Below are 21,109 nucleotides of genomic sequence, written 5' to 3'. Positions count from 1 at the left end.
AATGCAGCCGTTTGCGCTCTTTGAACGCTGAGGGGAGCGCGCCTCAGAACGCGGGCGGCGTGTGCCAGATGCGGTCGATGTAGTCGCGGATCGATCGGTCGGAGGAGAAATAGCCGCAGCGGGCGACGTTGAGGATGGCCGAGCGCGTCCAGGCATCCTGGTCGGCGTAGGCGGCATCCACCCTGGCCTGCGCCGCGATGTACGCGGAGTAGTCGGCGAGCACCATGAACCGGTCGTCGTAGAGCAGATTCGACACGATCGGCTCGAAGACCGACCGATCGCCGCTGGAGAACGTGCCGGAGGCGATCAGGTCGATGGCCCGGCGCAGCCCCTCATCGGCCTGGTAGAACTCGCTGGGGCGGTACCCGCGCACGGCGAGCGCCTCCACCTCTGGCTCACTCATCCCGAACAGGAAGAAGTTCTCGTCGCCGACGAGCTCGCGGATCTCGACGTTCGCGCCGTCGTCGGTGCCGATCGTGAGAGCCCCGTTGAGCGCGAACTTCATGTTTCCGGTTCCGGAGGCCTCCTTGCCGGCGAGCGAGATCTGCTCGGAGAGGTCGGCGGCGGGGATGACCCGCTCGGCGAGGGTGACGTTGTAGTTGGGCGGGAAGATCACCTTCAGCCGCCCCTCGAGGCGAGGATCGGTGTTGACGACAGCGCCGACCGCATTGATGAGGTGGATGATCCGCTTCGCCATCGCGTAGCCAGGGGCGGCCTTCGCGCCGAAGATGAACGTGCGCGGCTGAATCTCGTCGACGGCCACCCGCCCCGACACGACGCCCTCGTAGGCGCTGACGATGTGCAGCACCTTGAGCATCTGCCGCTTGTACTCGTGCAACCGCTTCACCATCACGTCGAGCATGTGCCCGTCGCTGACCTCGAAGCCGTCCCGTTCCAGAAGCACTTCGCTCAGGCGGCGTTTGTTCGCCGCCTTCACCCCGGCGAACGCAGTGCGGAACTCGGCATCCGCTGCGAACGGCTCGAGGTCGCGGAGCCGCTCGAGGTCGGTGACCCAGCCGTCGCCGATCGCTGCAGTGATGAGGTCGGAGAGCTCAGGGTTCGCCAGCCGCAGGAACCGTCGCGGGGTGACTCCGTTCGTGACGTTGGTGAACTTGCCGGGATAGAACTCGTTGAAGTCGGTCAGCACGTTGTCGCGCAGCAGCTGGGAGTGCAGTTCGGCGACGCCGTTGACCTGCGCACCGGCGACCGTCGCGAGATACGCCATCCGCACCGAGCGCTCGGGATGCTCGGCGATGATCGACATGTTGCGGATGCGCATCTCGTCGTCACCGAAGCGCTCGCGCACCGCCGCGAGGAACTCCTCGTTGATGCGGTAGATGATCTCCAGGTGGCGGGGGAGCAGCCGGCCCAGCAGCTCGACCGACCACACCTCGAGCGCCTCCGGCAGCAGTGTGTGACAGGTGTAGGCGAAGCACTGCCGGGTGATCTGCCATGCGGCATCCCACGCCATTCCTTTCTCGTCGACGAGCACCCGCATGAACTCGGGCACCGCGATGACGGGATGGGTGTCGTTGAGCTGGAAGATCACCCGCCCAGGCAGCTCGTTCAGGTCGAAATCGTCGGCGATCATGGTGTCGAGGAAGTCGTGGATGGATGCTGCGACGAAGAAGTACTGCTGCTGCAGCCGCAGCTCCTTCCCCTGCGGGGTCGAGTCCTCGGGGTACAGCACTTTCGAGATGTTCGCGGCGTACGTCTGCGCGCGCACGGCCTCCTCGTAGTCGCCGGAGTTGAAGATGCGCAGGTCGAAGGCATCCGTGGCGACCGCGCTCCAGAGTCGCAGCGTGTTCACGCGCCCGTTCTGGAATCCGGGAACCATGTAGTTGTAGGGCACCGCCTGCACGTTCCACGCCGGGATCCACCGACTGCGCATCACGCCGCCGTCGTCGAACTGCTCCGTGCGACCGCCGAACGAGATGGTCTGCGCGGCCTCCGGGTGCGGGAACTCCCAGGGGGAGCCCATCGTCAGCCAGGCATCCGGCTGCTCGACCTGCTGACCGTCGATGAAGGTCTGTCGGAAGATGCCGTACTCGTAGCGGATGCCGTAGCCGATGTTCGGCACGCCCATGGTCGCGAGGGAGTCGATGAAGCACGCGGCAAGACGACCGAGGCCGCCGTTGCCGAGGCCGGGCTCGACCTCCTGCGCGCGCAGGTCGTCGAGCTCGATCCCGCAGGCGGCGAGCGCCTCTGCCGCGATCTCGGTCAGACCGCTCGCCAGCAGATTGTTGTCGAGCTGGCGCCCCAGGAGGTACTCGGCGGAGAGATAGCAGACGCTCTTGGACGGTGCCTCCTTCTGGCGGCGCAGGTCTTCGAGCCAGCGCGCCATCAGGTAGTCGCGGACGGTGTAGGCAAGCGCGAGATAGCGATCGTTCGGGCTGGATGCCGAGAGGGCGACCCCGCAGTGGAAGTTGAGGTTGCGCAGGAACTCCTGCACGAACCCGTCCACCGTGCTCGGTGGAGCGGTGACGGGGGCAAGGGCGAGCGGGTGGGTGGCATCGCGGTTCTCTGGCACGTATCGACGGTAGCGAGCGGGTGTATCGCGCGCATCAACAAGTCGTGAAGAGTTCGCGCTTGACATTGACGTAGCGGCAACTTCTACGGTGGAGATATCGACACGGAAGGAGGATGCCATGGACAGGCGCGACTGGTCGATCCAGGAGATCGCCCGCCTCGCGGGCACCACGAGCCGCACGCTGCGTCACTACGACGACATCGGGCTGCTCGCGCCGTCGCGGATCGCGCGCAACGGGTATCGGCACTACGACGAACATGCCCTCGTGCGGCTGCAGAGGATTCTGCTGCTGCGCGAACTCGGCCTGGGTCTGCCGCAGGTGCGCGAAGTGCTCGAGAAGGAGCGCAGTGAGGCATCCGCGCTCGAGACCCACCTCGCGCTCCTGCGCGAGGAGCAGAACCGGCTGACGCGGCAGATCGTGTCGGTCGAATCCACAATCAACGCATTGAAAGGAGGTGAAACCCTCATGGCAGAGAACATGTTCGACGGTTTCGACCACACCCAGTACAAGGACGAGGTCGAAGAGCGCTGGGGCAAGAAGGCCTACGCCGACAGCGACCGCTGGTGGCGCGGGATGACGGATGCCGAGCGCACCGCATGGCAGCAGCGCGTGTCCGACCTCGGACGCGACTGGATCGCCGCCGCGGAGAGCGGCATCGATCCGGCATCCGCCGACGCCCAGGACGTCGCACGTCGCCACGTCGAGTGGCTCACAGGTATCCCCGGCACCCCGGCCGCCGTGCCCGGAGGCGACGCGAAGGCGTACGTGATCGGTCTCGGCGAGATATACGTCGCCGATCCGCGCTTCGGCGCGAACTACGCGACGGCGGACGGCGGCACCCAGGGTGCCGAGTTCGTCCGTGACGCGCTCCGCATCTACGCGGAGGCCAACCTGTAGTCGGCGGGACGTTTCGTCTCGCTTCGCTCGCTCAACGACCGGGGGCTGTCGGCACCCGGTCGTTGAGCGACGAGCGCAGCGACGAGACGAAACGCGGCCGTGCGCTGCGATCGGTCCTCGTGGGCAGCGCGCGGCCGGACCTGATACGTGCAGAACCTACGATCCGACGCGAACGGCGATGATCCCGGCCGTCGCTGCCACGGCCGCGGCGATGCCGATGGGGCCGGGCCTTTCCTTGAACACGAGTATGCCGATGAGGGCTGCGGCGATCACCCCGGTCTCGCGCAGCGCAGAGACGAGTGCGAGGGGAGCCTCGGCCTGGGCCCAGAGGACGATCGTGTAGGCGGCGAGAGACAGTATCCCGCTGACGATCCCGATCCGCGCGTTCTCGCCGAGTGCGACGAGATGCCTCCGTCGGTCGCGTGACAGCGCCAGGGCGCACAACGGAACGGCGGCGCCCTGCAGCAGGAAAAGCCAGGCCGCGTAGCCCAGCGGTGTTCCGGAGGCGCGCACGCCGACGCCGTCGACGAACGAGTACGCGGTCACGCACGCGCCCACCGCGATGGCCAGGAGCAATCCGCTGCGTGGCCAGCGTCGTCGTCGGCCGAGCGTCAGCGCGAACAGAGCGGTGATGACGATCGCGACGCCCGCGTACTGCACGGTGCTCAGCCGTTCCCCGAGCACCAGCACCGAAAGCACCGTCACGCCGAGAACGGCCAGTCCACGCGTGAACGGGTAGGCGACGCCCAGGTCGAGGTGCGAGTACACCGCGGTGAGCAGGATGAGGTACGCGGTCTGCAGGAGCGCCGAGACGATCAGGGCCGGCCAGGCTGCGGCGTGCGGCGCGGGAAGCACGAGCACGCCGATGGCGCCGATCACGAAGTACACGCATCCGATCAGCGAGGACGAGACGAGCCGATCCGTGATCGCCTTCGCCATCGCGTTCCATGTCGCGTGCATGACCGCCGAGCCGAGCAGGGCGACGAGCACGACCGTGCTCATGCCGGACGTGCACCGAACGGCCGCCCGGGAAGGTCTTCACGCACGCCCAGCCCGAGGGACTGGAGCACGTGCGGCGCCACGTCGGCGTGATCGACTCCGACGGGTGCCCTGTCGATTCCGGGTCCGCGCGCGGCGATCCATGCCAGGCGCTCCTCGTCGCTGTCGCCGCCGTGGTCGCCCTCGTCGCGGTGCCCATGATCGGTGAGGACGATGATCGTCCAGTTCTCCTGTCCGCGAGTCGGCCGCGCGTCGATCGCTGCCATGAGCACGCCGAGCTGCTCGTCGCAGGTCTCGACCGAGACGCGGTAGCGCTCCGTCACACCCTCGGTATGGCCGACGATGTCCGGGAGTGCCGCGTAGGCGAAGACGACGGAGTGGTCGCGGTGGCGCAGTTCCCGCGCGACTCGCGAGATGACGGCCTCGTCCATGGCCGCGACAGTCTCGAGGGGGCCGTCCTCGGATCGCTCGGGCAGCCCTGGTCGGTACCCGCCTCCGGCGAAGAGCGGTCCGCCCGATGCTTCTTCTACGAGCGGCGCCCAGGCGCCGGCGGCGAACGTCGTGGCGCCGGGCTGCGCGGCGCGGACCTGGGTGAGCACGTCGGGATACCGGTCGAAGGCGTTCGCGTGGAAGTCGTTGTCGTGCACTCCGTGGAGATCGCGGTAGACACCCGTGGCCATCGTCGACCACACCGGCCCGGAGATCGTCGGGTTCTTCTCGTGCACGCGCACGGTGGCGAGGAATCCGTCAGCGGCGATCTCGTCGAGATGCGGAGTGCGCGCGGCGCGGAGGATGTCATCGCGGACGCCGTCCCACCCGACGATCAGGACGTGGTTCCGCCGTGCCGTCATCTCGTGCCCGCCCATCGTCGTCATGCGCTCAGACTAGGACTCGACGACGGAGAACTCCACGGGGTGAGGTTATGTGCACATAAGATTTGTTTATGTCGCTCGCGCAGCTCCGAGTCTTCGAGGCCATCGTCGCGTCCGGGAGCATCACGGCCGCTGCGCGGTTCCTCGGTATCACCCAGCCGGCCGTCTCGGCGCAACTGGCGGCGCTCGAACGCGCTCGCGACGTGCAGCTCATCGATCGCCGTACGGGCGCTCCCACCGAGGTCGGCGCCGCTCTGCACGAGATCACTCGGCCGCTTTTCGAACTCGCCGACGTCGCGGAGCGCCACCTCGCGGATGCCGCCCACCTCGGAGGTGAGGTCTTCCGGATCGCCGCTGACGCGCCGGGGTACCTGATGCCGTTGCTCGCCGAAGCGCGCCACGATCATCCGGGCGCCAGGTTCGAGGTCACTGCGGGGAACTCGACCGCGGTGATCGACGCCGTGCGCAGCCGTCGTGCCGATGCGGGCGTCGCGGCCGATGTGCCGGACGATCCGGCGCTGCACCGCATTGCGCTCCGCGCGCAGGATCTCGTGGCTGTCGTGCGCACGGATCACCCGAGGGCCGGTGGGAAGAAGCTCGCGCTCGCCGACCTCGCCGGGGAACGGCTGATCGGACGCGAACGCGGCAGCGTCACACGGGCCTCGCTGGAGGAAGCAGCCGCGGACGCAGGGGTCGAGCTGTCGTACGGCATGGTCGCCGATACGCGAGAGGCCGTCCTCGCCGCTGTCGCGGCCGGATTGGGCATCGGCATCGTCGCAGAAGATGAGATGCTCGACGACCCGCGCCTGGTGATGCTCGACCTGAGCGATCCGGTGGTCACCGTCACCGAGTATCTCGTGTGCGTGTCCGGCGTGGAGCGGACATCGATCTGGCGAACGCTCGAGGCTGTGGCGAACGCACCCAGGGCGTACCGAGATCGGCCGGCGGGCTAGAGTGGCGGGCGTGAACATTGCCCCCCTCGTTCGCGTCCTGCTCGTCGCCGCGGGTGGCACGGTGGGAACGGCGGCCCGACTCGGGCTGGGTCTCGCGGTACCGGACGCCGGCGGTTTCCCGGTCGCGGTGCTCATGGCGAACCTCATCGGGGCCCTGCTGATCGGCATCCTCACTGCTCGGCTTCCCGCCACGACCGGACTGCGGCTCTTCCTCGGCACCGGTCTGCTCGGCGGGTTCACGACCTATAGCGCGTTCATGACGGGGACGGTGGCGCTGTGGGCGGATGCTCCGCTCATCGCGATCGCCTATGCCGGAGGCACCCTCGTGCTCGGCCTCGCTGCGGCGGCAGGCGGGCTCCGACTCGGACGTCCTCGTGCAGAGGCGACGTCATGAGTCCGCTGCTGTTCGTCGGCGCCGCGCTCGCCGGAGGCCTCGGTGCGACACTTCGCTACCTCGTCGATCTCGGCGTCGGGAAGGTGGCGGGGCGGCGCTTCCCCTGGGGGATTCTGCTGGTGAACATCACCGGCTCTTTCGCGCTCGGTCTCATCACCGCTGTTCTCCCTGACCAGGCATTTCTCCTCGGCGCCGGCCTGCTCGGCGGCTACACGACGTTCAGCACGGCGATGCTCGACACGGTCGCACTCTGGCGCGACGGCGAGCGACCGGCATCCGCCTTCAACGCGGTGGGGATGCTCGCGCTCGGGCTTCTCGGGGCGGGCCTCGGCCTCGCTCTCGGTTCCCTGATCTGAACCCGCCCTTGCGCAGGTCGCCCGCGCGGGCTACTCTCCTTGCTAATCGTTTAACACGATCGATCACAGACCCGAGTGATCCCCCCTCGCACCCGTAGCACCGTCAAAGGAGACACCCATGGCCCGCCTTTCCCGCCGCACCCTCGGCGCCTTCGCAGCCTCAGTGGCAGCCGTCCTCGCGCTCAGCGCATGCTCGTCCTCGACCGGGGGCGAAGGATCCTCCGGGGGCGGCGACGTCACCCTCAGCTATGCGATCTGGGATGAGAACCAGAAGCCTGCGATGGAGGAGATCGCGGCCGCATTCACCAAGGAGAACCCGAACGTCACGATCGACATCCAGGTCACGCCGTACAAGGAGTACTTCACCAAGCTGCAGACCGCGGCCACCGGTGGATCGGCCGCCGACGTCTTCTGGATGAACGGCCCGAACTTCCAGCTGTACGCGTCGAACGGCCAGCTCGCGCCTCTCGACGACGCCGGAGTCGACACCGCCGATTACCCCGAGGGTCTGGTCGACCTCTACACGTACGACGGCAAGCTCTTCGGCGCTCCCAAGGACTTCGACACCGTCGCCCTCTGGTACAACAAGGAACTCTTCGACGCGGCCGGTGTCGAGTACCCGACCGCGGGCTGGACCTGGGATGACTTCACCGCCGCGGCGGGCAAGCTCACCGACCCGGCGAAGGGCCAGTTCGGCATCGCTGCCAGCCAGTACGGGCAGGAGAACTTCTACAACTCGATCGCCCAGGCCGGCGGCGAGGTCGTCTCGGCGGATGGCACCGAGACGGGCTACGGCACGCCGGAGGCTCTCGCCGGCATCGAGCTGTGGACCGACCTCATCGCGGCCGGATCGTCGCCGACGGCGCAGCAGATGACCGACACGAACCCGGAGGACTTCTTCCTCTCGGGCAAGGTGGCCATGTTCCAGAACGGCTCGTGGGCGGCGATCGCCTACGGTGATAACGCCGACATCGCCGACAAGGTCGATGTGGCTCCCCTTCCCGCTGGCGCCGAGGGAAACCAGAGCGTGATCCACGGCGTGGGCAACGTCGCCAACGCGAAGAGCCCGCACTTGGCCGAGGCGAAGGCGTTCGCGGCGTTCGCGAGCGGTGAGGAAGCGGCGAAGATCCAGGCCGAGACCGGTACGGTGATCCCCGCTTTCAATGGCACTCAGCAGGGCTGGGTCGACGCGCTGCCGCAGTACGACCTGCAGGTCTACATCGACGCGCTCGAGACGGCCGTCCCGTACCCGGTCTCGAAGAACACCTCGGCGTGGACGAGCCTCGAAAGCGAGATCCTCTCGCAGGTCTGGTCGGGTGCGGTCACCCCTGAGGCCGGACTCAAGGACCTCGCCGAGAAGATGCAGGCCGCGCTGGACGCGGAGCAGGAGTAACGACATATGAGCGTCGTCGCGTCTCGCGCCGGCACGTCGGCAGAGCGGATGCCGGAGGCCCCCAGCCCCGGCATCCGCCGCCGCCGGCGCAGCCCCGGAGCCTCCCCATGGTGGGCACTGGTGTTCATCGGCCCCACAGCGCTGGGTATCGCGGTCTTCTACCTCTGGCCGACCGTGCGCACCCTCATCATCTCCTTCACGAAATCCGGACCGTTCGGCGGCGCCGAATGGGTGGGGATCGAGAACTACGCGCGGCTCTTCCAGGACCCCGAGCTGATCGGGGCCCTCCGCAACACCGCTCTGTACACGGTGATCGCGTTGATCGGCATCCCGCTCGCCGTCGCGATCGCCGCGCTTCTGAACACCACAGGACTCCAGGGGCGAAGCGCATACCGGACGCTCTACTTCATCCCCGTCGTCACGATGCCCGCCGCGATCGCGCTGGTGTGGCGAATGATCTACAACGGCGACTACGGCGTGCTCAACGCCGGACTCGGCGCCATCGGGATCGACGGGCGCAGCTGGCTCACCGACCCGAACACGGCACTGATCGCGATCGCCGTCGTCGGCATCTGGGCGGGGCTCGGCACGAACATCGTCATCTTCCTCGCCGGACTCCAGGGCATTCCCGACACGATCATGGAGGCCGCGGACCTGGATGGCGCTGGCCCCGTGCGCAAGTTCATCTCCATCACGATTCCGCTCCTGTCGCCGTCGATCTTCTTCGTGAGCGTCATCAGCGTGATCGGCGCCCTGCAGGTGTTCGACCTCATCTACATGATGCTCGGCCGCAGCAACCCTGCGATGCCGAACACCCGCACGGTGGTCTATCTGTTCTACGAAGCGGGTTTCCTCGACAACGACCGCGGGTACGCGGCCGCCGTCGCCTTCTTGCTGCTCGTGATCATCCTGCTGCTCACGGTCGTGCAGTTCCGCCTGCAGAAGAAGTGGGTGCACTATGAGTGACGTCTCGCTCGACACGCGCGCCGTGGTCGGCGCCTCCCCCGCCGGCGAGGATCGCCGCGCGGGAAAGCCGAAGAACCGCGCGATCTGGATCGTGCACGTCGTACTCGCCGTCGGGGCGGTGCTGATGGTCTTCCCCTTCATCTGGCAGCTGCTGACCTCGTTCAAGACGCTGTCCGACTCGGTTCAGGTGCCCCCGAGCTTCCTGCCCCGCGAATGGGTCTTCACGAACTTCGCGGAAGTGTTCGAGTCGATGCCGTTCGCGCAGATGTTCGCGAACTCGGTGCTGCTCACCGTCGGCCGCACGATCGGCCAGGTCGTGCTCTGCACGATGGCGGGCTATGCCTTCGCGCGCATTCCGTTCCCCGGACGCAACGCGCTGTTCGTCGTGTTCCTGTCGGTGCTCATGGTGCCGTCACAGCTGTACTTGCTGCCGCAGTACGAGATCATCCAGGCGCTCGGCTGGCTGAACACGCTGCAAGCTCTGATCGTGCCCGGTATCTTCAGCGCCTTCGGGACGTTCCTGATGCGTCAGTTCTTCATGTCGATGCCTGCCGAACTCGAAGAGGCGGCGCGCATCGACGGAGCGAATCCGTGGCAGACGTTCTGGCAGATCATGGTTCCGCTGGCGAAGCCTGGCATCATCGCTCTCGTGGTGTTCACTGTGCTCTGGTCGTGGAACGACTTGCTCTGGCCGTTGATCGTGACGACCGACCCCGCCAAGATGCCGCTCTCGGTCGGGCTCTCGCAGCTCGTCGGGATCCACGGCACCGACTACCCGGTGCTGATGGCGGGCGCACTGCTGGCGACCCTGCCGATGCTGGTGACGTTCATGATCCTGCAGCGACAGTTCATCCAGGGCATCGCGTTCAGCGGATCGAAGGGCTGACCGTGGCGGGGCGGAGACAACAGGAATCGCGTCGTCCGACGCTTCGGATGGTCGCCGAGCATGCCGGGGTGTCGACGGCGACGGTGTCGTACGTTCTCTCGGGACGTGCGGGCGCCGCGGGTCCGGGCGTCGCCGAGGCGACGGCGGCGCGTGTCCTCGCATCGGCAGAAGCGCTCAACTACCGCCCGAACAGTGCCGCGCGCACCATCCGGACCGGTCGCAGCGGCACCGTGCAGCTCTCGCTGCACATGCTCAGCGACCCGTGGTCTCTGGCGGTGGCTGACGCCGTGAACGCCGAGGCGAACCGGCACGGCCTGACCACTCTCATCCTCGCCGACGGCGACTGGTACACGGCCCTCGACCGTCTCGAAAGCGATGTCGCCTTTCTCGACGCCATCGGATCCGACGAGCAGACCCGCACGAGGATCAACGATCTGGTCAAACGCGGCCAGCGCCTCGTCGTCTTCTCTGAGCACCTCGAACCCGAGGGGTTCGATGTCGTCCGCTCCGATGCCCTTCCCGGGTGCGAGATCGCCATGGATCACCTTCTCGAGCGGCATACCGCGATCGGATGCCTCGCCGCCGAGGCCGCCGTCACGCTCTCGGCGACCCAGCGCACGCGGTACTCGGCCTATGTGCAGCGGATGGGGGATGCCGGCATCGACCCGGCTCCGTCGTGGACGGAGACCTACACGGAGACGCAGGCGAGCGCCTTCGCCGCCGCGGTTCGCTTGCTCACGGGCGAGAACCGGCCGTCCGCGATCTACGCCACCACCGACTTCGCCGCGATCGCTGCGATCAACGCGGCGCACATGCTCGGCCTGCGCGTGCCGCATGACGTCGCGGTGATCGGTGTGGGCAACACCCCGGATGCCCGTCTCATCGCGCCGACGCTCACCACCGTCGGCCCCACCGACTTCTATGAGCGTCACGCGCGCATCCTCGTCGACTGCGCTCTCGCGAAGGACCCGCCGCGCGGACAGCTTCACGAGTTCGAGTGGTCGCTCTTCCCCGGTGCGTCGACAGATCTCGACGCACCCCCGTCCCGCTCCCGGTGACGGTCTCGCCCTTTCCCTCACAATCGACTCCCAGAAGGACCATCGTGGATCTCAAGATCGGCATCATCGGCTTCGGCGCGCGCGCCTCTCTCCGAGAGGAGGTGCAGCGACCGGGCGAGGGATCGCGCATCACTGCGATCTGCGACCCCTCAGAGCGCGCCCGTGACGATGCACGTCGCCTCGTGCCGGACGCACTCGTCACGGATTCACTCGACGAACTGCTCGCCTCAGGGGTGGACGCCGTGATGGTGCTCACGCCGGACGACACGCACGCAGCCCTCAGCATCCGCGCCCTCGAAGCGGGCGTCGCCGTCTTCTGCGAGAAGCCGCTCGCGATCCATCTCGCCGACGCCGACGCGATGCTCGAGACTGCCCGCCGCACAGGCAGTCGGTTGTACATCGGTCACAACATGCGGCACATGCCCGTGATCACGCTGATGCGCGACCTCATCCAGGACGGGCGCATCGGTGACGTCAAGGCCGTCTGGGTGCGTCATTTCGTCGGCCACGGCGGGGACTTCTACTTCAAGGACTGGCACGCCGACCGTCGCCGCACCACCGGGTTGCTCCTGCAGAAGGGCGCGCACGACATCGACATCATCCATTGGCTGGCCGGCGCCTACACCGAGCAGGTCGCCGCGATGGGTGAGCTCAGCGTCTACGGAGACATCACCGATCGTCGCGAGCGCACCGGCGAGCGGATGCCGGACTGGTTCAGTGTCGACAACTGGCCGCCCACCTCGCTCACGGGTCTGCACCCGGTGATCGACGTCGAGGACATCTCGATGGTGAACATGCGGCTGACCGGCGGGATCATGGCCTCGTATCAGCAATGCCACTTCACGCCGGACTACTGGCGCAACTACACCGTCATCGGCACCGCGGGGCGCATCGAGAACTTCGGCGACACCGCGGGGAGCGAGGTCAAGCTCTGGAACCGCCGTCACCGTGGCGCGGCCGAGGCCGACGAGACCTTCATCGTGCCCGAGGTCCCGGACGCGGGGCACGATGGTGCCGACGCTCTGCTGGTCGCTGAATTCCTCCGGTTCGTCCGTGACGGCGGGCTCACCGAGACCTCGCCGGTTGCGGCGCGGGAAGCGGTGGCGGCCGGAATTCTCGCGACGCAGTCACTGCGCTCTGACGGCTCCGCGATCGACGTTCCGTCGCTCGATCCCGAGCTGGTCGAGTACTTCGCGCGGGGGCAGGTCGCGTAACTCGGGCGTGCGCGCGTCCGCGAGTATCGGGGCTGCGCGTCGTTTCGCGGGTCAGGGGACCGACGTCGCGCAGAGGTAGCACCGTTGTGGCTATCGCTCCCATAGCCCCGTTCGGGGTTCCGGGCCTGCTGCGGTGAGCGCAGAGTGGGTGACATCCGAATCACCTGAATCTGAGGAGCCACCCGTGACTGCTGAGACGTTCACCGTCAACGACCGCACGTACACCAAGCCTTCGGCTCCGGTCGTCGTCATCTGCATCGACGGCAGCGAGCCCGACTACCACATCGAGGCCATCAAGGCCGGTCGGATGCCGTGGCTCGCCAGCGTTCTCGAAAAGAACGCGAGCTCGTGGGAGGCGCACTGCGCGATGCCCGCGCTCACCAACCCGAACAACATCTCGATCGCGACCGGTCACCCGCCGGCAGTGCACGGAATCAGCGGAAACTACATCTTCGACACCTCCACCGGCGAAGAGGTGCTGATGAATGACAAGAAGTTCCTCCGCGTCCCCACCATCTTCGGTGCGGCGAACGAAGCCGGGCTCGACGTGGTCATCGTCACCGCCAAGGACAAGCTGCGTCGCCTGCTGGGCGCCGGCGTCGTCGAGGCGGGCCCCAGTCTCGAGGGCAGCGGGGAATTCGTCGAGCCGAGCCGCAGGGGCATCTGCTTCTCCGCCGAGAAGGCCGACCAGGCCACGATCGAAGACAACGGCATCGACAACGTGCTCGAGCTCGTCGGACTTCCGTTGGCCAGCGTCTACTCGGCAGACCTGTCGATCTTCGCGCTCGCCGCAGGCGTCGAGATCCTGCGCACCCGCGGCGCCGACATCATGTACCTGTCTCTGACTGACTACATCCAGCACAAGAACGCCCCTGGCACCGAGGCGGCGAATGACCTCTACGCCGAGATCGACCGCTACGCCGCCGAACTCGAGGCGCTCGGCGCGATCGTCGTTCTCACTGCCGATCACGGTATGAGCGCGAAGACCGACGCGGCCGGCAAGCCGAACGTGCTCTTCGTCGAAGACGAGGTCCGCAGGATCCTCGGCACCACCGGTGCCGAGCCGGGCTCCGACGGGCTGCGGGTCATCCTCCCCATCACCGACCCGTACACAGTGCACCACGGCGCGCTGGGTTCGTTCGCCTCGGTCTACCTTCCTGAGGGCGCTGACCGCGACTCCACCATCGAAGCGCTCCGCCAGATCCCCGGTGTGCAGGTCGCCGTCACCCGCGAAGAGGCCGCGTCGACGTTCTCGATGCCTGCCGACCGTATCGGCGACATCATCGTCCTCGGCGAGGAGGGAACCGCCGTCGGCCGCTACGCCGCTTGGCACGACCTCACTGGTCTCGACGCCCCGCTGCGCTCGCACGGTGCACTCGGCGAACTCCAGATCCCGTTCATCATCAACCGCGAGCTGCCGCGTCCCGCCGAACTCGACGAGCCGTGGGGTCGCACCGCCTACATCCACAACTACGACGCGTATTGGGTCGCCACCACCCTGGTGACCCAGAACGAAAACGCGGCTGAACTCGCCGTCGCCTAAGAAAACCCCTACCCCAGTCTGCGTCCGACGAAGGGCGCAGGCGACTCGGAGATTGGCTAGACAATGTCGACTATGACCGACCGGGCAATGGCGCCCGGTAAGCAGCTCGATGAGCACTCCTTCCGCAAGAAGGCGTGGCAGATGCTGCTCGCGGCGATGTTCATGTATCTGTTCTTCTACACGGGCCGCCAGGCTTTCGGCTTCGCGATCCCCGGCATCCAGGAGGAGTTCGGCTGGACCAAGGCCACCGTCGGAATGATCAGCGGCGTGGCGCTCTGGGCCTACGCCGTCGGTCAGATGGTCAACGGCAACCTGGCCGACAAGTTCGGGGGTCGCAGGCTCGCGACCGTCGGCTCGATCAGCTCGACCATCTTTTGCGTGATCGCCAGCTTCATGGGCTCGCCCGCCGCGATGGCGACGGTGCTCGGGGCGAATGGCTTCGTCCAGGCGATGGGCTGGTCTGCAGGCGGGCGGGTGATCTCCAACTGGTGGAGCCACTCCGAACGCGGCAAGACCTTCGGGTTCTACACGCTGGCTGCCGGATGCTCGTCGGTGCTCGTCTTCAGTACCTCGACGCTCGTGGTGTCGACGTTCCAGCTCGACTGGCAGTGGCTGTTCCGCCTGCCGGTGCTGCTCATGCTCGTGGGTGGAATCACCTTCTACTTCGTCGCCCGCGACACCCCGAAGCAGGCGGGCGTCATTCCGCCTGAGCGCTTCACCAAGGACGCCGATGAGGCCGAGAAGCCCCTTCTGACGACGACGTCGTCGCACGCGACCGTCGAGGTGCCGGCAGAGACGCTGACCTCACTCACCCGCTACAAGACCGTGCTCGGCATCCCCAAGATCTGGCTCACCGGTGTCGCGATCGGGTTCCAGAACGCCGCTCGCTACGGCATGCTCATCTGGGTGCCGGTGTTCTTCCTCGGCGACGAATGGAAATCGACCCCGGGCGGTCTGTGGATCTCGCTGTCGCTGCCGGTCGGCATGGCCGTCGGCGCTCTGGTCAACGGTCAGCTGTCCGACCGCCTCTTCGGCTCTCGCCGCGACCGTCCGATCATGCTCTTCATGGCTCTCGGCGCCGTTTCGGCTCTGGCGATGTGGCTGCTGAACCCCGGCCCGCTGCTCGGCATCGTCCTGCTCTTCCTCTGCGGGTTCTTCATCTATGGTCCTCAGTCTTCGTTCTGGGCCCTCTGCCCCGATCTCGCCGGCAAGGTGATGGCGGGCACCGCGATCGGTGCAGTGAACTTCTTCGCCTACCTGTTCGCAGGTGCCGCAGAGCCGATCATCGGGGCGATCATGGACCACAACGGCGGAGACGCAGGCCTGATCTTCCCGATCGTCGCTGTCGCCTGTACCTGCAGTGCCCTCGTGGCGGCGACGATCCGGCGATGACAACTGCGGGTCCCGGGAGCATTCCGTCCCGGGGCCCGCACTCCATGAACGCAAGCGTACGATCGCTCGAAGAGAGCGCTGAGGAGCAGCGATGAACACCGACGAAGACGTCACTGAACAGGCCACGGACACCCGAGAGGCGACGCCCACGGCCGCAGCCGCAGTCTGGTCCGGAGTCGACGAGGGTTTCTCGGTCGACAGCCAGCCGTTGCCCGTACTCCGTCCCGGTGAGGTGCTGGTCGAGATTGAACTCGCGACCATCTGCGGCAGCGACCTGCACACCATCGGGGGAGATCGCCCGACTCCGCTGCCCACCGTTCTCGGTCACGAGGCCGTCGGACGCATCGTCGCCACCGGCGGCAGCGCTTCGGGTCCTGATGGGGCGGCCCTCGCCATCGGAACTCGAGTCACCTGGACCATCGGCACCTCGTGCGGCGAGTGCCGCCGATGCCTGCGCGGCATCCCGCAGAAGTGCGAGAGCGTCCGAAAGTACGGCCACGAGGCGATGGATGACCACTGGAAGCTCAATGGCGGCTTTGCCTCGCACTGCCACCTCATCGCTGGCACCGGTCTGGTTCCGGTGCCCGAAGACCTTCCCGCGGAGCTGGCCGCTCCCGCGAACTGCGCCACGGCGACAGTGACCTGCGCCGCACGCCGGGTCGAGCTCGACGCCTCCGATGTCGTCGTCGTGCTCGGATGCGGGATGCTCGGGCTGACAGCCGTCGCCTATGCGAAGGATCGCGGCGTCGAGACCGTCATCGCTGTCGACGTCGATCCCGCCCGACGCGAGCTGGCCGCGCAGTTCGGTGCGACCGCCACCGTCGCGCCCGAGGACCTCGCGGAGACGACCGGGCGCCTGGGCGCTGACGTGATCTTCGAGCTCTCCGGCAACAGTCGTGCCGTGCAGTCTGCGTTCCAGGTGGTCGCCATGGGCGGCCGCATCGCGATGGTCGGCTCTGTGTCGCCCGCCCCGGAGATCATCTTCGAGCCGAGTGGTTTCGTGAAGAACCTGACCACCGTTGTGGGCAGCCACAATTACCGGATCGACGACCTCGTCGAGGCCGTCGATTTTCTGCAGCGCACCTCTGTGCAGCACCTGTTCTCCGATCTCATCCCCGACGCCTTTCCGCTGAACGAGATCGACGAAGCCGTCGCCGTCGCACGCACCGCCGTCGCTCCGCGCATCGCCGTCCGCCCGAACTGACCCCCGAACTCAGGAGCTTGAAGTGACTGACGTGAGTATCGATCCGAAACCTTCGACCGTGGTCGGATATGCCGTGACGCATAGCCCCGATCCCGACCACCTCCTCAATTACATCGACGGACAGTGGCGCGCCAGCGTCAGCGGCGACACCCGACGCAACATCAACCCGGCGGACCTGAACGACGTCATCGGCGAGTTCACCGAGTCGGTCACCGCCGATGTGACAACGGCGGTCGACGCCGCCGAACGCGCTCGCATCGAGTGGGATGCGATCGGCCCCATCGAACGAGCGAAGGTGCTCACCCGCGCCGCCCGTATCATCGAGGACCGGATCGACATCCTGGCTGCGGCGATCACCCGCGAGCAGGGCAAGCGTCTCAACGAGGCTCGCGGCGAGGTTACCCGCTCCCTGGCGATCCTCGACTTCACCATCGGCGAGGCGCGACGCATCAACGGTGTCACGACTCCTGCTGAGGAGCCGCGCACCATCGTGATGACATTCCGCCGCCCGCTCGGCGTCGTCGGCCTGATCACGCCGTGGAACTTCCCCGTCGCGATCCCGATGTGGAAGATCGCTCCCGCGTTGATCGCGGGCTGTGGCGCGGTGCTGAAGCCGTCTCCGCTGACCCCGTGGACCTCGGCCTTGCTCGTGCAAGCCTTCCACGACGCGGGCGTTCCGGCCGGCGTGCTGAACCTGATCCAGGGCGACCGCGAAGCGGGGGAGGCGATCGTCAACGACCCCCGCGTCGCCGGCATCTCGTTCACCGGCTCGCTACCGGTCGGTCAGGCGATCAACCGCGCCGGCGCCGACCGCCTCATGCGCACCCAGCTCGAACTCGGCGGCAAGAACGCCCTCCTCGTCCTCGATGATGCCGACCTCGACGCCGCCGTCGAGGCGATCATCCATGGCGCGTTCGGCCAGAGCGGGCAGCGCTGCAGCGCCACGAGCCGCGTGATCGTCGACGCGAAGGTGCACGACGCTCTTCTGGAGCGTCTCGCGCCGCGCGTGCGGGCCATGAAGATCGGCCGCGGGGATCAGAGCTGGTCCGACATCGGCCCTGTGGTCAACGAGGAGCGTCACCAGGCCTGCATCACCGCCATCGAGCGCGCCATCACAGACGGCGCGAAGGTCGTCGCCGGTGGAGAGGCCGCGGAGCTCGACACTCCGGGATTCTTCATCAAGCCGACCATTCTCGACGATGTCGCCTGGGACTCCGAGCTCGCACAGGAGGAGGTCTTCGGGCCGGTACTCTCCGTGATCACGTGCGACGGCTACGACGACGCGATGCGCATCAGCAACTCCGTCAAGTACGGCATGTCCGGAACGATCTTCACGCAGGACCCATCGCGCATCTTCCAGGCGCTGCAGGAGTTCCAGGCCGGGATGCTGCACGTGAACCGTCCTGGTGTCGGTGCATACTCGCATCTGCCTCACATGGGTGCCAAGGCTTCTCAGCTCGGAGCGCCCGAGTGCTCACCGGAGGTTTGGCAGTTCTACACGGATCTGCGCTCGGCCTGCATCCGATACTGATCTATTCCGCGCAACGGTGCATCCGTGAGGAAGCTCGCGGATGCACCTCCTGCATCGCAAACGATCCGGCGATCGGATCGAGTCTTCAGGTCGGCCAGTGCGCCATGCTGCGAAGAAGCGTGACGAAGGCCTCCTCCGGCGGGGTCAGTACCCGATCGGCCCGCCGGATCAGCGACACCGTTCGCCCGGGCGGTGCCGGGGTGATGTCAAGGGCGACGAGGTCTCCAATCGCGCGCTCACGTGCTGTCGCGTGCTCCGAGAGCAGCGCGACGCCAAGGCCGGCGGACGCGGCTTCCTTGAGGGTATCGGGGCCCCACATCTCCCAGCGCGCTGCGGTCTCGAGGCCCCAGGTGCGCAGGATCTCCTCCTGTTGTCGACGGGTCGCTGATCCCTGCTCTCGCACGAGGAAACGCTGCCCTGAGAGCTCGATCGCCTGCAGCGTGCGCCCTGCCAGCGGTGAACCGGAGGCGGCGACGAGCACCATCTCCTCGGTGAGTAGCGGCTCAGCCTCAAGCTGTTCGCGCGGCAGGCCGATCGAGAGGCCGAGAGCCACGTCGCCGCGGATGACCCATCCCTCGACGGCATCCTCGTTGCCCACCCGGATCTGGCAATCGACGCGCGGTGCGCGAGCGCTGAACTGTGCGACCAGGCGCGGCAGCAGGTACGTGCCGAGGGTCGTCGTGCCGGCGACGGTGAGGCGCCCCGCGTCCGGCCCCTGAAATGCGGCGACGTCTTGTTCCAGCGCCGCGAGCAGGGCGAAGATCCGGCGGGCGTGATCGACGACGACCGTGCCGGCGGCTGTCGCGCGTGCGCCCTGCGTCGTGCGTTCGACGAGAGGCACGCCGAGCGACGTCTCCAGGTTTCGCACGTGGGTCGAGACCGACGGCTGACTCATGTACAGCTTCTTCGCGGCCCCGGAGAAACCGCCCGCCTCGACCACCGTGACGAGCACTTCGAGCTGGTTGAGATTGACCATGTCCACCCTCTCGGAAGCCGTCGTGGCCCTGCGTAATTCTATGGCGCCGGGCGAAAGGAGCGCGGCTACGAGGCGTCGTCGAACACGTCGCGGCCGACGAGAGTGTCCGTGAGGCGCCAGTCGGTCTCCTTCACAGTGTGGAAGAAGCCGACGAAGGAGGCCCCGGCGTCGCTCGCCCGCTCGATCAGCATCCGCGACCAGCCTTCCTGGGTGATCCAATCCTGTGGCGTCTGTTCGTACGGCGGGTTCGCGGGCCATTGGTGCACCCACGTGCCCCAGGCCCCGTAACCGGGGCCTCCCAGTTGGAAATCGGCGGGGTCGTCGGGGGCGGATGCCACTTCGGCGATGCCCCAGGGCTTCGCGCCGGCCAGCGCTTTGAGCCTCGGCACCGGGCCGTTCGGAGTCGAGAACCCGAAGACGTCCTCCGGGCTCTGCCACCCGGCCGAGCCCGTCCGGACGTAGCCCCAGTTGAAGCCGTCGAGCGCGAGAGCGTCGACATGCGCAGATCCGGGGAAGTACGACTCGAAGGGATGCGGCCCGGCTCCGTAGTTCAGAGGATTCCAGAGGAAGACCACCTCGGGCGCGACCGCCTGCTTGATCGCGTACACGTGACGCCACATCGCGATGTACTCCGCCGGTGTGCTGCTCCCGGCGGCCGTGCCGCTCGACCAGGGGCGGCTCGAGTCGTCCATCTCGGGAGCGAAGCGCACGATGATCTCCGCGTCGGCGGTGCGCTGCGCGGCCTGGGTCAGCCACGCCGTCAGCTGGGTGTCGAACTCGCCGGCGGCGATCCGGCGCGGGGCGAACTCAGGTTGCTGATCGGCGGGCCGATTCCAGTCCCATGGTTCCCAGGCGATCAGCAGGGCCGAGCCGCGGGCCTCGGCAGCATCGACGTCGTCGTGCGGGAATCCAGGAGACTGCACGAAATCGACGTAGGTGGAGAGCATCCCGTTGCTCCTGCCGAAGGCGGTTTCTTCCGTGGCCATCGTGGGCAGGTCGTGCGACGCCCACCCGAGGATCATCGTCGGATCGTCATCCAGAATGCTGACCGCCGGCGCCGTCGAGCCGGTCGTGCCGCTCGCGGCGGGTGCGGCCCCTGCCAGCGCCGCGGTGAACACGATGGCGGCTGCGAGAAGTGCGAACGGGAAACGAGGCCTTGCGACCATGGGGGACCTCCGGGAACCGGCCTCCTGGGGGGAACGAGACCATGCCTTCCCATTCTCCGGAGGACGGTGTCGCGGAGACAGAGACGAATGTCCTGAGCGGGGCGGTCGAAAGGCGTGAACTTCGCCTCTCAGCGTTCTCCAAGCGCAGTGAATGTACAAATGTACAGAAGGGGGTGGGTGATGCCGGATGCGGTGACGCGCAGGAGACGCGACCCTGAGGCGCGCCGACGCGAGATCGTCGCCGCCGCCTCCGAGCTGATCGTCGAGATCGGCGTCGACGCGATCACGCACCGCAAGGTCGCCGCCCGCGCTGGGGTGCCGCTCGGCGCCACGACCCAGTACTTCGCCACGCTCGACGACCTCCGCGACGCCGCTCTGCATGCGCTCGCCGCCGAAGTCGAGCTGCGTATCGACATCACGCGGCAGGCCGTGATCGCCGACGGCGTCACACCGGCAGGGCTCGCGCGTCTCATCCACGGGGGGCTCGAAGACGCGCGTGCCGTCCAGGCGGACCGTGCCGTCGTCACCGCAGCCGTGCACGATCCTCGCGTGCGCGAGCTCGCCAGGCACTGGTCGGACGAGGTCGTCGCCTTCATCGCTCCCGTTCACGGAACCGACCGTGCCAGGGCGGCCGCCGTCTTCATCGACGGCGTACTCTGGCACGCACAGATCCACGACGAGCCGCTAGACGAGAGCCTCATCCGCGACGCCCTCGCCGGCATCCTCACATCCGCACCCACCGCATCCGCACCTGCATCCGCCTGATCCGACCGAGAGA

General features: G+C 67.3%; 19 protein-coding genes. 14 read left to right on the top strand and 5 right to left on the bottom strand.

Annotated elements, in window-relative coordinates; translation table 11 throughout:
• Window positions 1–43: 43 nt before the first annotated feature.
• Window positions 44–2,530 carry a glycogen/starch/alpha-glucan phosphorylase gene (locus tag MRBLWO13_RS02510; RefSeq protein ID WP_341976211.1) on the bottom strand — a complete coding sequence of 829 codons (2,487 nt, stop codon included), beginning with the start codon at window positions 2,528–2,530 and terminating at the stop codon, window positions 44–46.
• 118 nt (window positions 2,531–2,648) lie between these two features.
• On the opposite strand from MRBLWO13_RS02510, the gene MRBLWO13_RS02505 reads away from it, so the two are divergent.
• On the top strand, window positions 2,649–3,428 hold the full coding sequence (locus MRBLWO13_RS02505) for a MerR family transcriptional regulator (RefSeq protein ID WP_341976210.1): 780 nt from the start codon (window positions 2,649–2,651) through the stop codon (window positions 3,426–3,428).
• A gap of 156 nt (window positions 3,429–3,584) precedes the next feature.
• Here the strand turns inward: MRBLWO13_RS02505 and MRBLWO13_RS02500 are convergent, their stop codons facing one another.
• Together MRBLWO13_RS02500 and MRBLWO13_RS02495 are read right to left on the bottom strand one after the other, a co-directional pair.
• The gene (locus MRBLWO13_RS02500; protein WP_341976209.1) at window positions 3,585–4,430 is read right to left on the bottom strand and encodes an SMR family transporter; all 846 of its coding nucleotides are present in this window, start codon (window positions 4,428–4,430) and stop codon (window positions 3,585–3,587) included.
• Window positions 4,427–5,302 (bottom strand): alkaline phosphatase family protein, encoded by an 876-nt coding sequence (locus tag MRBLWO13_RS02495; RefSeq protein WP_341976208.1) that lies wholly within the window; start codon window positions 5,300–5,302, stop codon window positions 4,427–4,429. Before MRBLWO13_RS02495 ends, MRBLWO13_RS02500 begins: the two co-directional genes overlap by 4 nt.
• 68 nt (window positions 5,303–5,370) lie before the next feature.
• Between MRBLWO13_RS02495 and MRBLWO13_RS02490 the strand changes: the two genes are divergently transcribed.
• The 12 genes from MRBLWO13_RS02490 (at window position 5,371) to MRBLWO13_RS02435 (ending at window position 18,189) form a co-directional block, all read left to right on the top strand.
• Complete coding sequence (locus tag MRBLWO13_RS02490) at window positions 5,371–6,252, top strand: LysR family transcriptional regulator (protein WP_341976207.1); 882 nt, start codon at window positions 5,371–5,373, stop codon at window positions 6,250–6,252.
• A 10-nt stretch (window positions 6,253–6,262) separates the two neighbouring features.
• Complete coding sequence (locus tag MRBLWO13_RS02485) at window positions 6,263–6,646, top strand: CrcB family protein (protein WP_341976206.1); 384 nt, start codon at window positions 6,263–6,265, stop codon at window positions 6,644–6,646.
• Window positions 6,643–7,002 carry a CrcB family protein gene (locus MRBLWO13_RS02480; RefSeq protein ID WP_341976205.1) on the top strand — a complete coding sequence of 120 codons (360 nt, stop codon included), beginning with the start codon at window positions 6,643–6,645 and terminating at the stop codon, window positions 7,000–7,002. The genes MRBLWO13_RS02485 and MRBLWO13_RS02480 overlap by 4 nt, the downstream gene beginning before the upstream one ends.
• A gap of 118 nt (window positions 7,003–7,120) precedes the next feature.
• Complete coding sequence (locus MRBLWO13_RS02475) at window positions 7,121–8,395, top strand: sugar ABC transporter substrate-binding protein (protein ID WP_341976204.1); 1,275 nt, start codon at window positions 7,121–7,123, stop codon at window positions 8,393–8,395.
• 6 nt (window positions 8,396–8,401) lie between these two features.
• Window positions 8,402–9,361 (top strand): sugar ABC transporter permease, encoded by a 960-nt coding sequence (locus MRBLWO13_RS02470; RefSeq protein ID WP_341976203.1) that lies wholly within the window; start codon window positions 8,402–8,404, stop codon window positions 9,359–9,361.
• Complete coding sequence (locus MRBLWO13_RS02465; RefSeq protein ID WP_341976202.1) at window positions 9,354–10,247, top strand: carbohydrate ABC transporter permease; 894 nt, start codon at window positions 9,354–9,356, stop codon at window positions 10,245–10,247. The genes MRBLWO13_RS02470 and MRBLWO13_RS02465 overlap by 8 nt, the downstream gene beginning before the upstream one ends.
• 47 nt (window positions 10,248–10,294) lie before the next feature.
• Window positions 10,295–11,305, top strand: a complete 1,011-nt coding sequence (locus tag MRBLWO13_RS02460; RefSeq protein WP_341976201.1) for a LacI family DNA-binding transcriptional regulator — start codon at window positions 10,295–10,297, stop codon at window positions 11,303–11,305.
• Between the two features lie 44 nt (window positions 11,306–11,349).
• Window positions 11,350–12,519 (top strand): Gfo/Idh/MocA family oxidoreductase, encoded by a 1,170-nt coding sequence (locus MRBLWO13_RS02455; RefSeq protein WP_341976200.1) that lies wholly within the window; start codon window positions 11,350–11,352, stop codon window positions 12,517–12,519.
• A gap of 184 nt (window positions 12,520–12,703) precedes the next feature.
• Complete coding sequence (gene phnA, locus MRBLWO13_RS02450) at window positions 12,704–14,062, top strand: phosphonoacetate hydrolase (RefSeq protein WP_341976199.1); 1,359 nt, start codon at window positions 12,704–12,706, stop codon at window positions 14,060–14,062.
• A 72-nt stretch (window positions 14,063–14,134) separates the two neighbouring features.
• Window positions 14,135–15,454, top strand: a complete 1,320-nt coding sequence (locus MRBLWO13_RS02445) for an MFS transporter (RefSeq protein ID WP_341976198.1) — start codon at window positions 14,135–14,137, stop codon at window positions 15,452–15,454.
• Window positions 15,455–15,545: 91 nt separating this feature from the next.
• The gene (locus tag MRBLWO13_RS02440) at window positions 15,546–16,658 is read left to right on the top strand and encodes a zinc-binding dehydrogenase (RefSeq protein ID WP_341976197.1); all 1,113 of its coding nucleotides are present in this window, start codon (window positions 15,546–15,548) and stop codon (window positions 16,656–16,658) included.
• 22 nt (window positions 16,659–16,680) lie between these two features.
• On the top strand, window positions 16,681–18,189 hold the full coding sequence (locus MRBLWO13_RS02435) for an aldehyde dehydrogenase family protein (RefSeq protein ID WP_341976196.1): 1,509 nt from the start codon (window positions 16,681–16,683) through the stop codon (window positions 18,187–18,189).
• 85 nt (window positions 18,190–18,274) lie between these two features.
• On the opposite strand, the gene MRBLWO13_RS02430 is transcribed toward MRBLWO13_RS02435, so the two are convergent.
• Both MRBLWO13_RS02430 and MRBLWO13_RS02425 read right to left on the bottom strand, forming a co-directional pair.
• A complete protein-coding gene (locus MRBLWO13_RS02430) occupies window positions 18,275–19,165 on the bottom strand; it encodes a LysR family transcriptional regulator (RefSeq protein WP_341976195.1) in 891 nt (296 codons plus the stop codon).
• Between the two features lie 65 nt (window positions 19,166–19,230).
• A complete protein-coding gene (locus MRBLWO13_RS02425) occupies window positions 19,231–20,331 on the bottom strand; it encodes a hypothetical protein (protein WP_341976194.1) in 1,101 nt (366 codons plus the stop codon).
• A gap of 159 nt (window positions 20,332–20,490) precedes the next feature.
• Between MRBLWO13_RS02425 and MRBLWO13_RS02420 the strand changes: the two genes are divergently transcribed.
• Entirely contained in the window at window positions 20,491–21,096 is a 606-nt protein-coding gene (locus MRBLWO13_RS02420; protein WP_341976193.1) for a TetR family transcriptional regulator, read from the top strand.
• Window positions 21,097–21,109: the final 13 nt, after the last annotated feature.

It is taken from the genome of Microbacterium sp. LWO13-1.2 (genome assembly GCF_038397725.1).
Lineage (GTDB): Bacteria > Actinomycetota > Actinomycetes > Actinomycetales > Microbacteriaceae > Microbacterium.
This window is presented reverse-complemented; position numbering and strand designations above follow the sequence as displayed.

Coding starts and splice junctions, on each gene's coding strand:
- MRBLWO13_RS02505 (WP_341976210.1), top strand. CDS start 2,649: ATGGACAGGCGCGACTGGTCGATCCAGGAGATCGCCCGCCTCGCGGGC.
- MRBLWO13_RS02500 (WP_341976209.1), bottom strand. CDS start 4,430: ATGAGCACGGTCGTGCTCGTCGCCCTGCTCGGCTCGGCGGTCATGCAC.
- MRBLWO13_RS02495 (WP_341976208.1), bottom strand. CDS start 5,302: ATGACGACGATGGGCGGGCACGAGATGACGGCACGGCGGAACCACGTC.
- MRBLWO13_RS02490 (WP_341976207.1), top strand. CDS start 5,371: ATGTCGCTCGCGCAGCTCCGAGTCTTCGAGGCCATCGTCGCGTCCGGG.
- MRBLWO13_RS02480 (WP_341976205.1), top strand. CDS start 6,643: ATGAGTCCGCTGCTGTTCGTCGGCGCCGCGCTCGCCGGAGGCCTCGGT.
- MRBLWO13_RS02475 (WP_341976204.1), top strand. CDS start 7,121: ATGGCCCGCCTTTCCCGCCGCACCCTCGGCGCCTTCGCAGCCTCAGTG.
- MRBLWO13_RS02470 (WP_341976203.1), top strand. CDS start 8,402: ATGAGCGTCGTCGCGTCTCGCGCCGGCACGTCGGCAGAGCGGATGCCG.
- MRBLWO13_RS02465 (WP_341976202.1), top strand. CDS start 9,354: ATGAGTGACGTCTCGCTCGACACGCGCGCCGTGGTCGGCGCCTCCCCC.
- MRBLWO13_RS02460 (WP_341976201.1), top strand. CDS start 10,295: ATGGTCGCCGAGCATGCCGGGGTGTCGACGGCGACGGTGTCGTACGTT.
- MRBLWO13_RS02445 (WP_341976198.1), top strand. CDS start 14,135: ATGACCGACCGGGCAATGGCGCCCGGTAAGCAGCTCGATGAGCACTCC.
- MRBLWO13_RS02440 (WP_341976197.1), top strand. CDS start 15,546: ATGAACACCGACGAAGACGTCACTGAACAGGCCACGGACACCCGAGAG.
- MRBLWO13_RS02430 (WP_341976195.1), bottom strand. CDS start 19,165: ATGGTCAATCTCAACCAGCTCGAAGTGCTCGTCACGGTGGTCGAGGCG.
- MRBLWO13_RS02425 (WP_341976194.1), bottom strand. CDS start 20,331: ATGGTCGCAAGGCCTCGTTTCCCGTTCGCACTTCTCGCAGCCGCCATC.
- MRBLWO13_RS02420 (WP_341976193.1), top strand. CDS start 20,491: ATGTACAGAAGGGGGTGGGTGATGCCGGATGCGGTGACGCGCAGGAGA.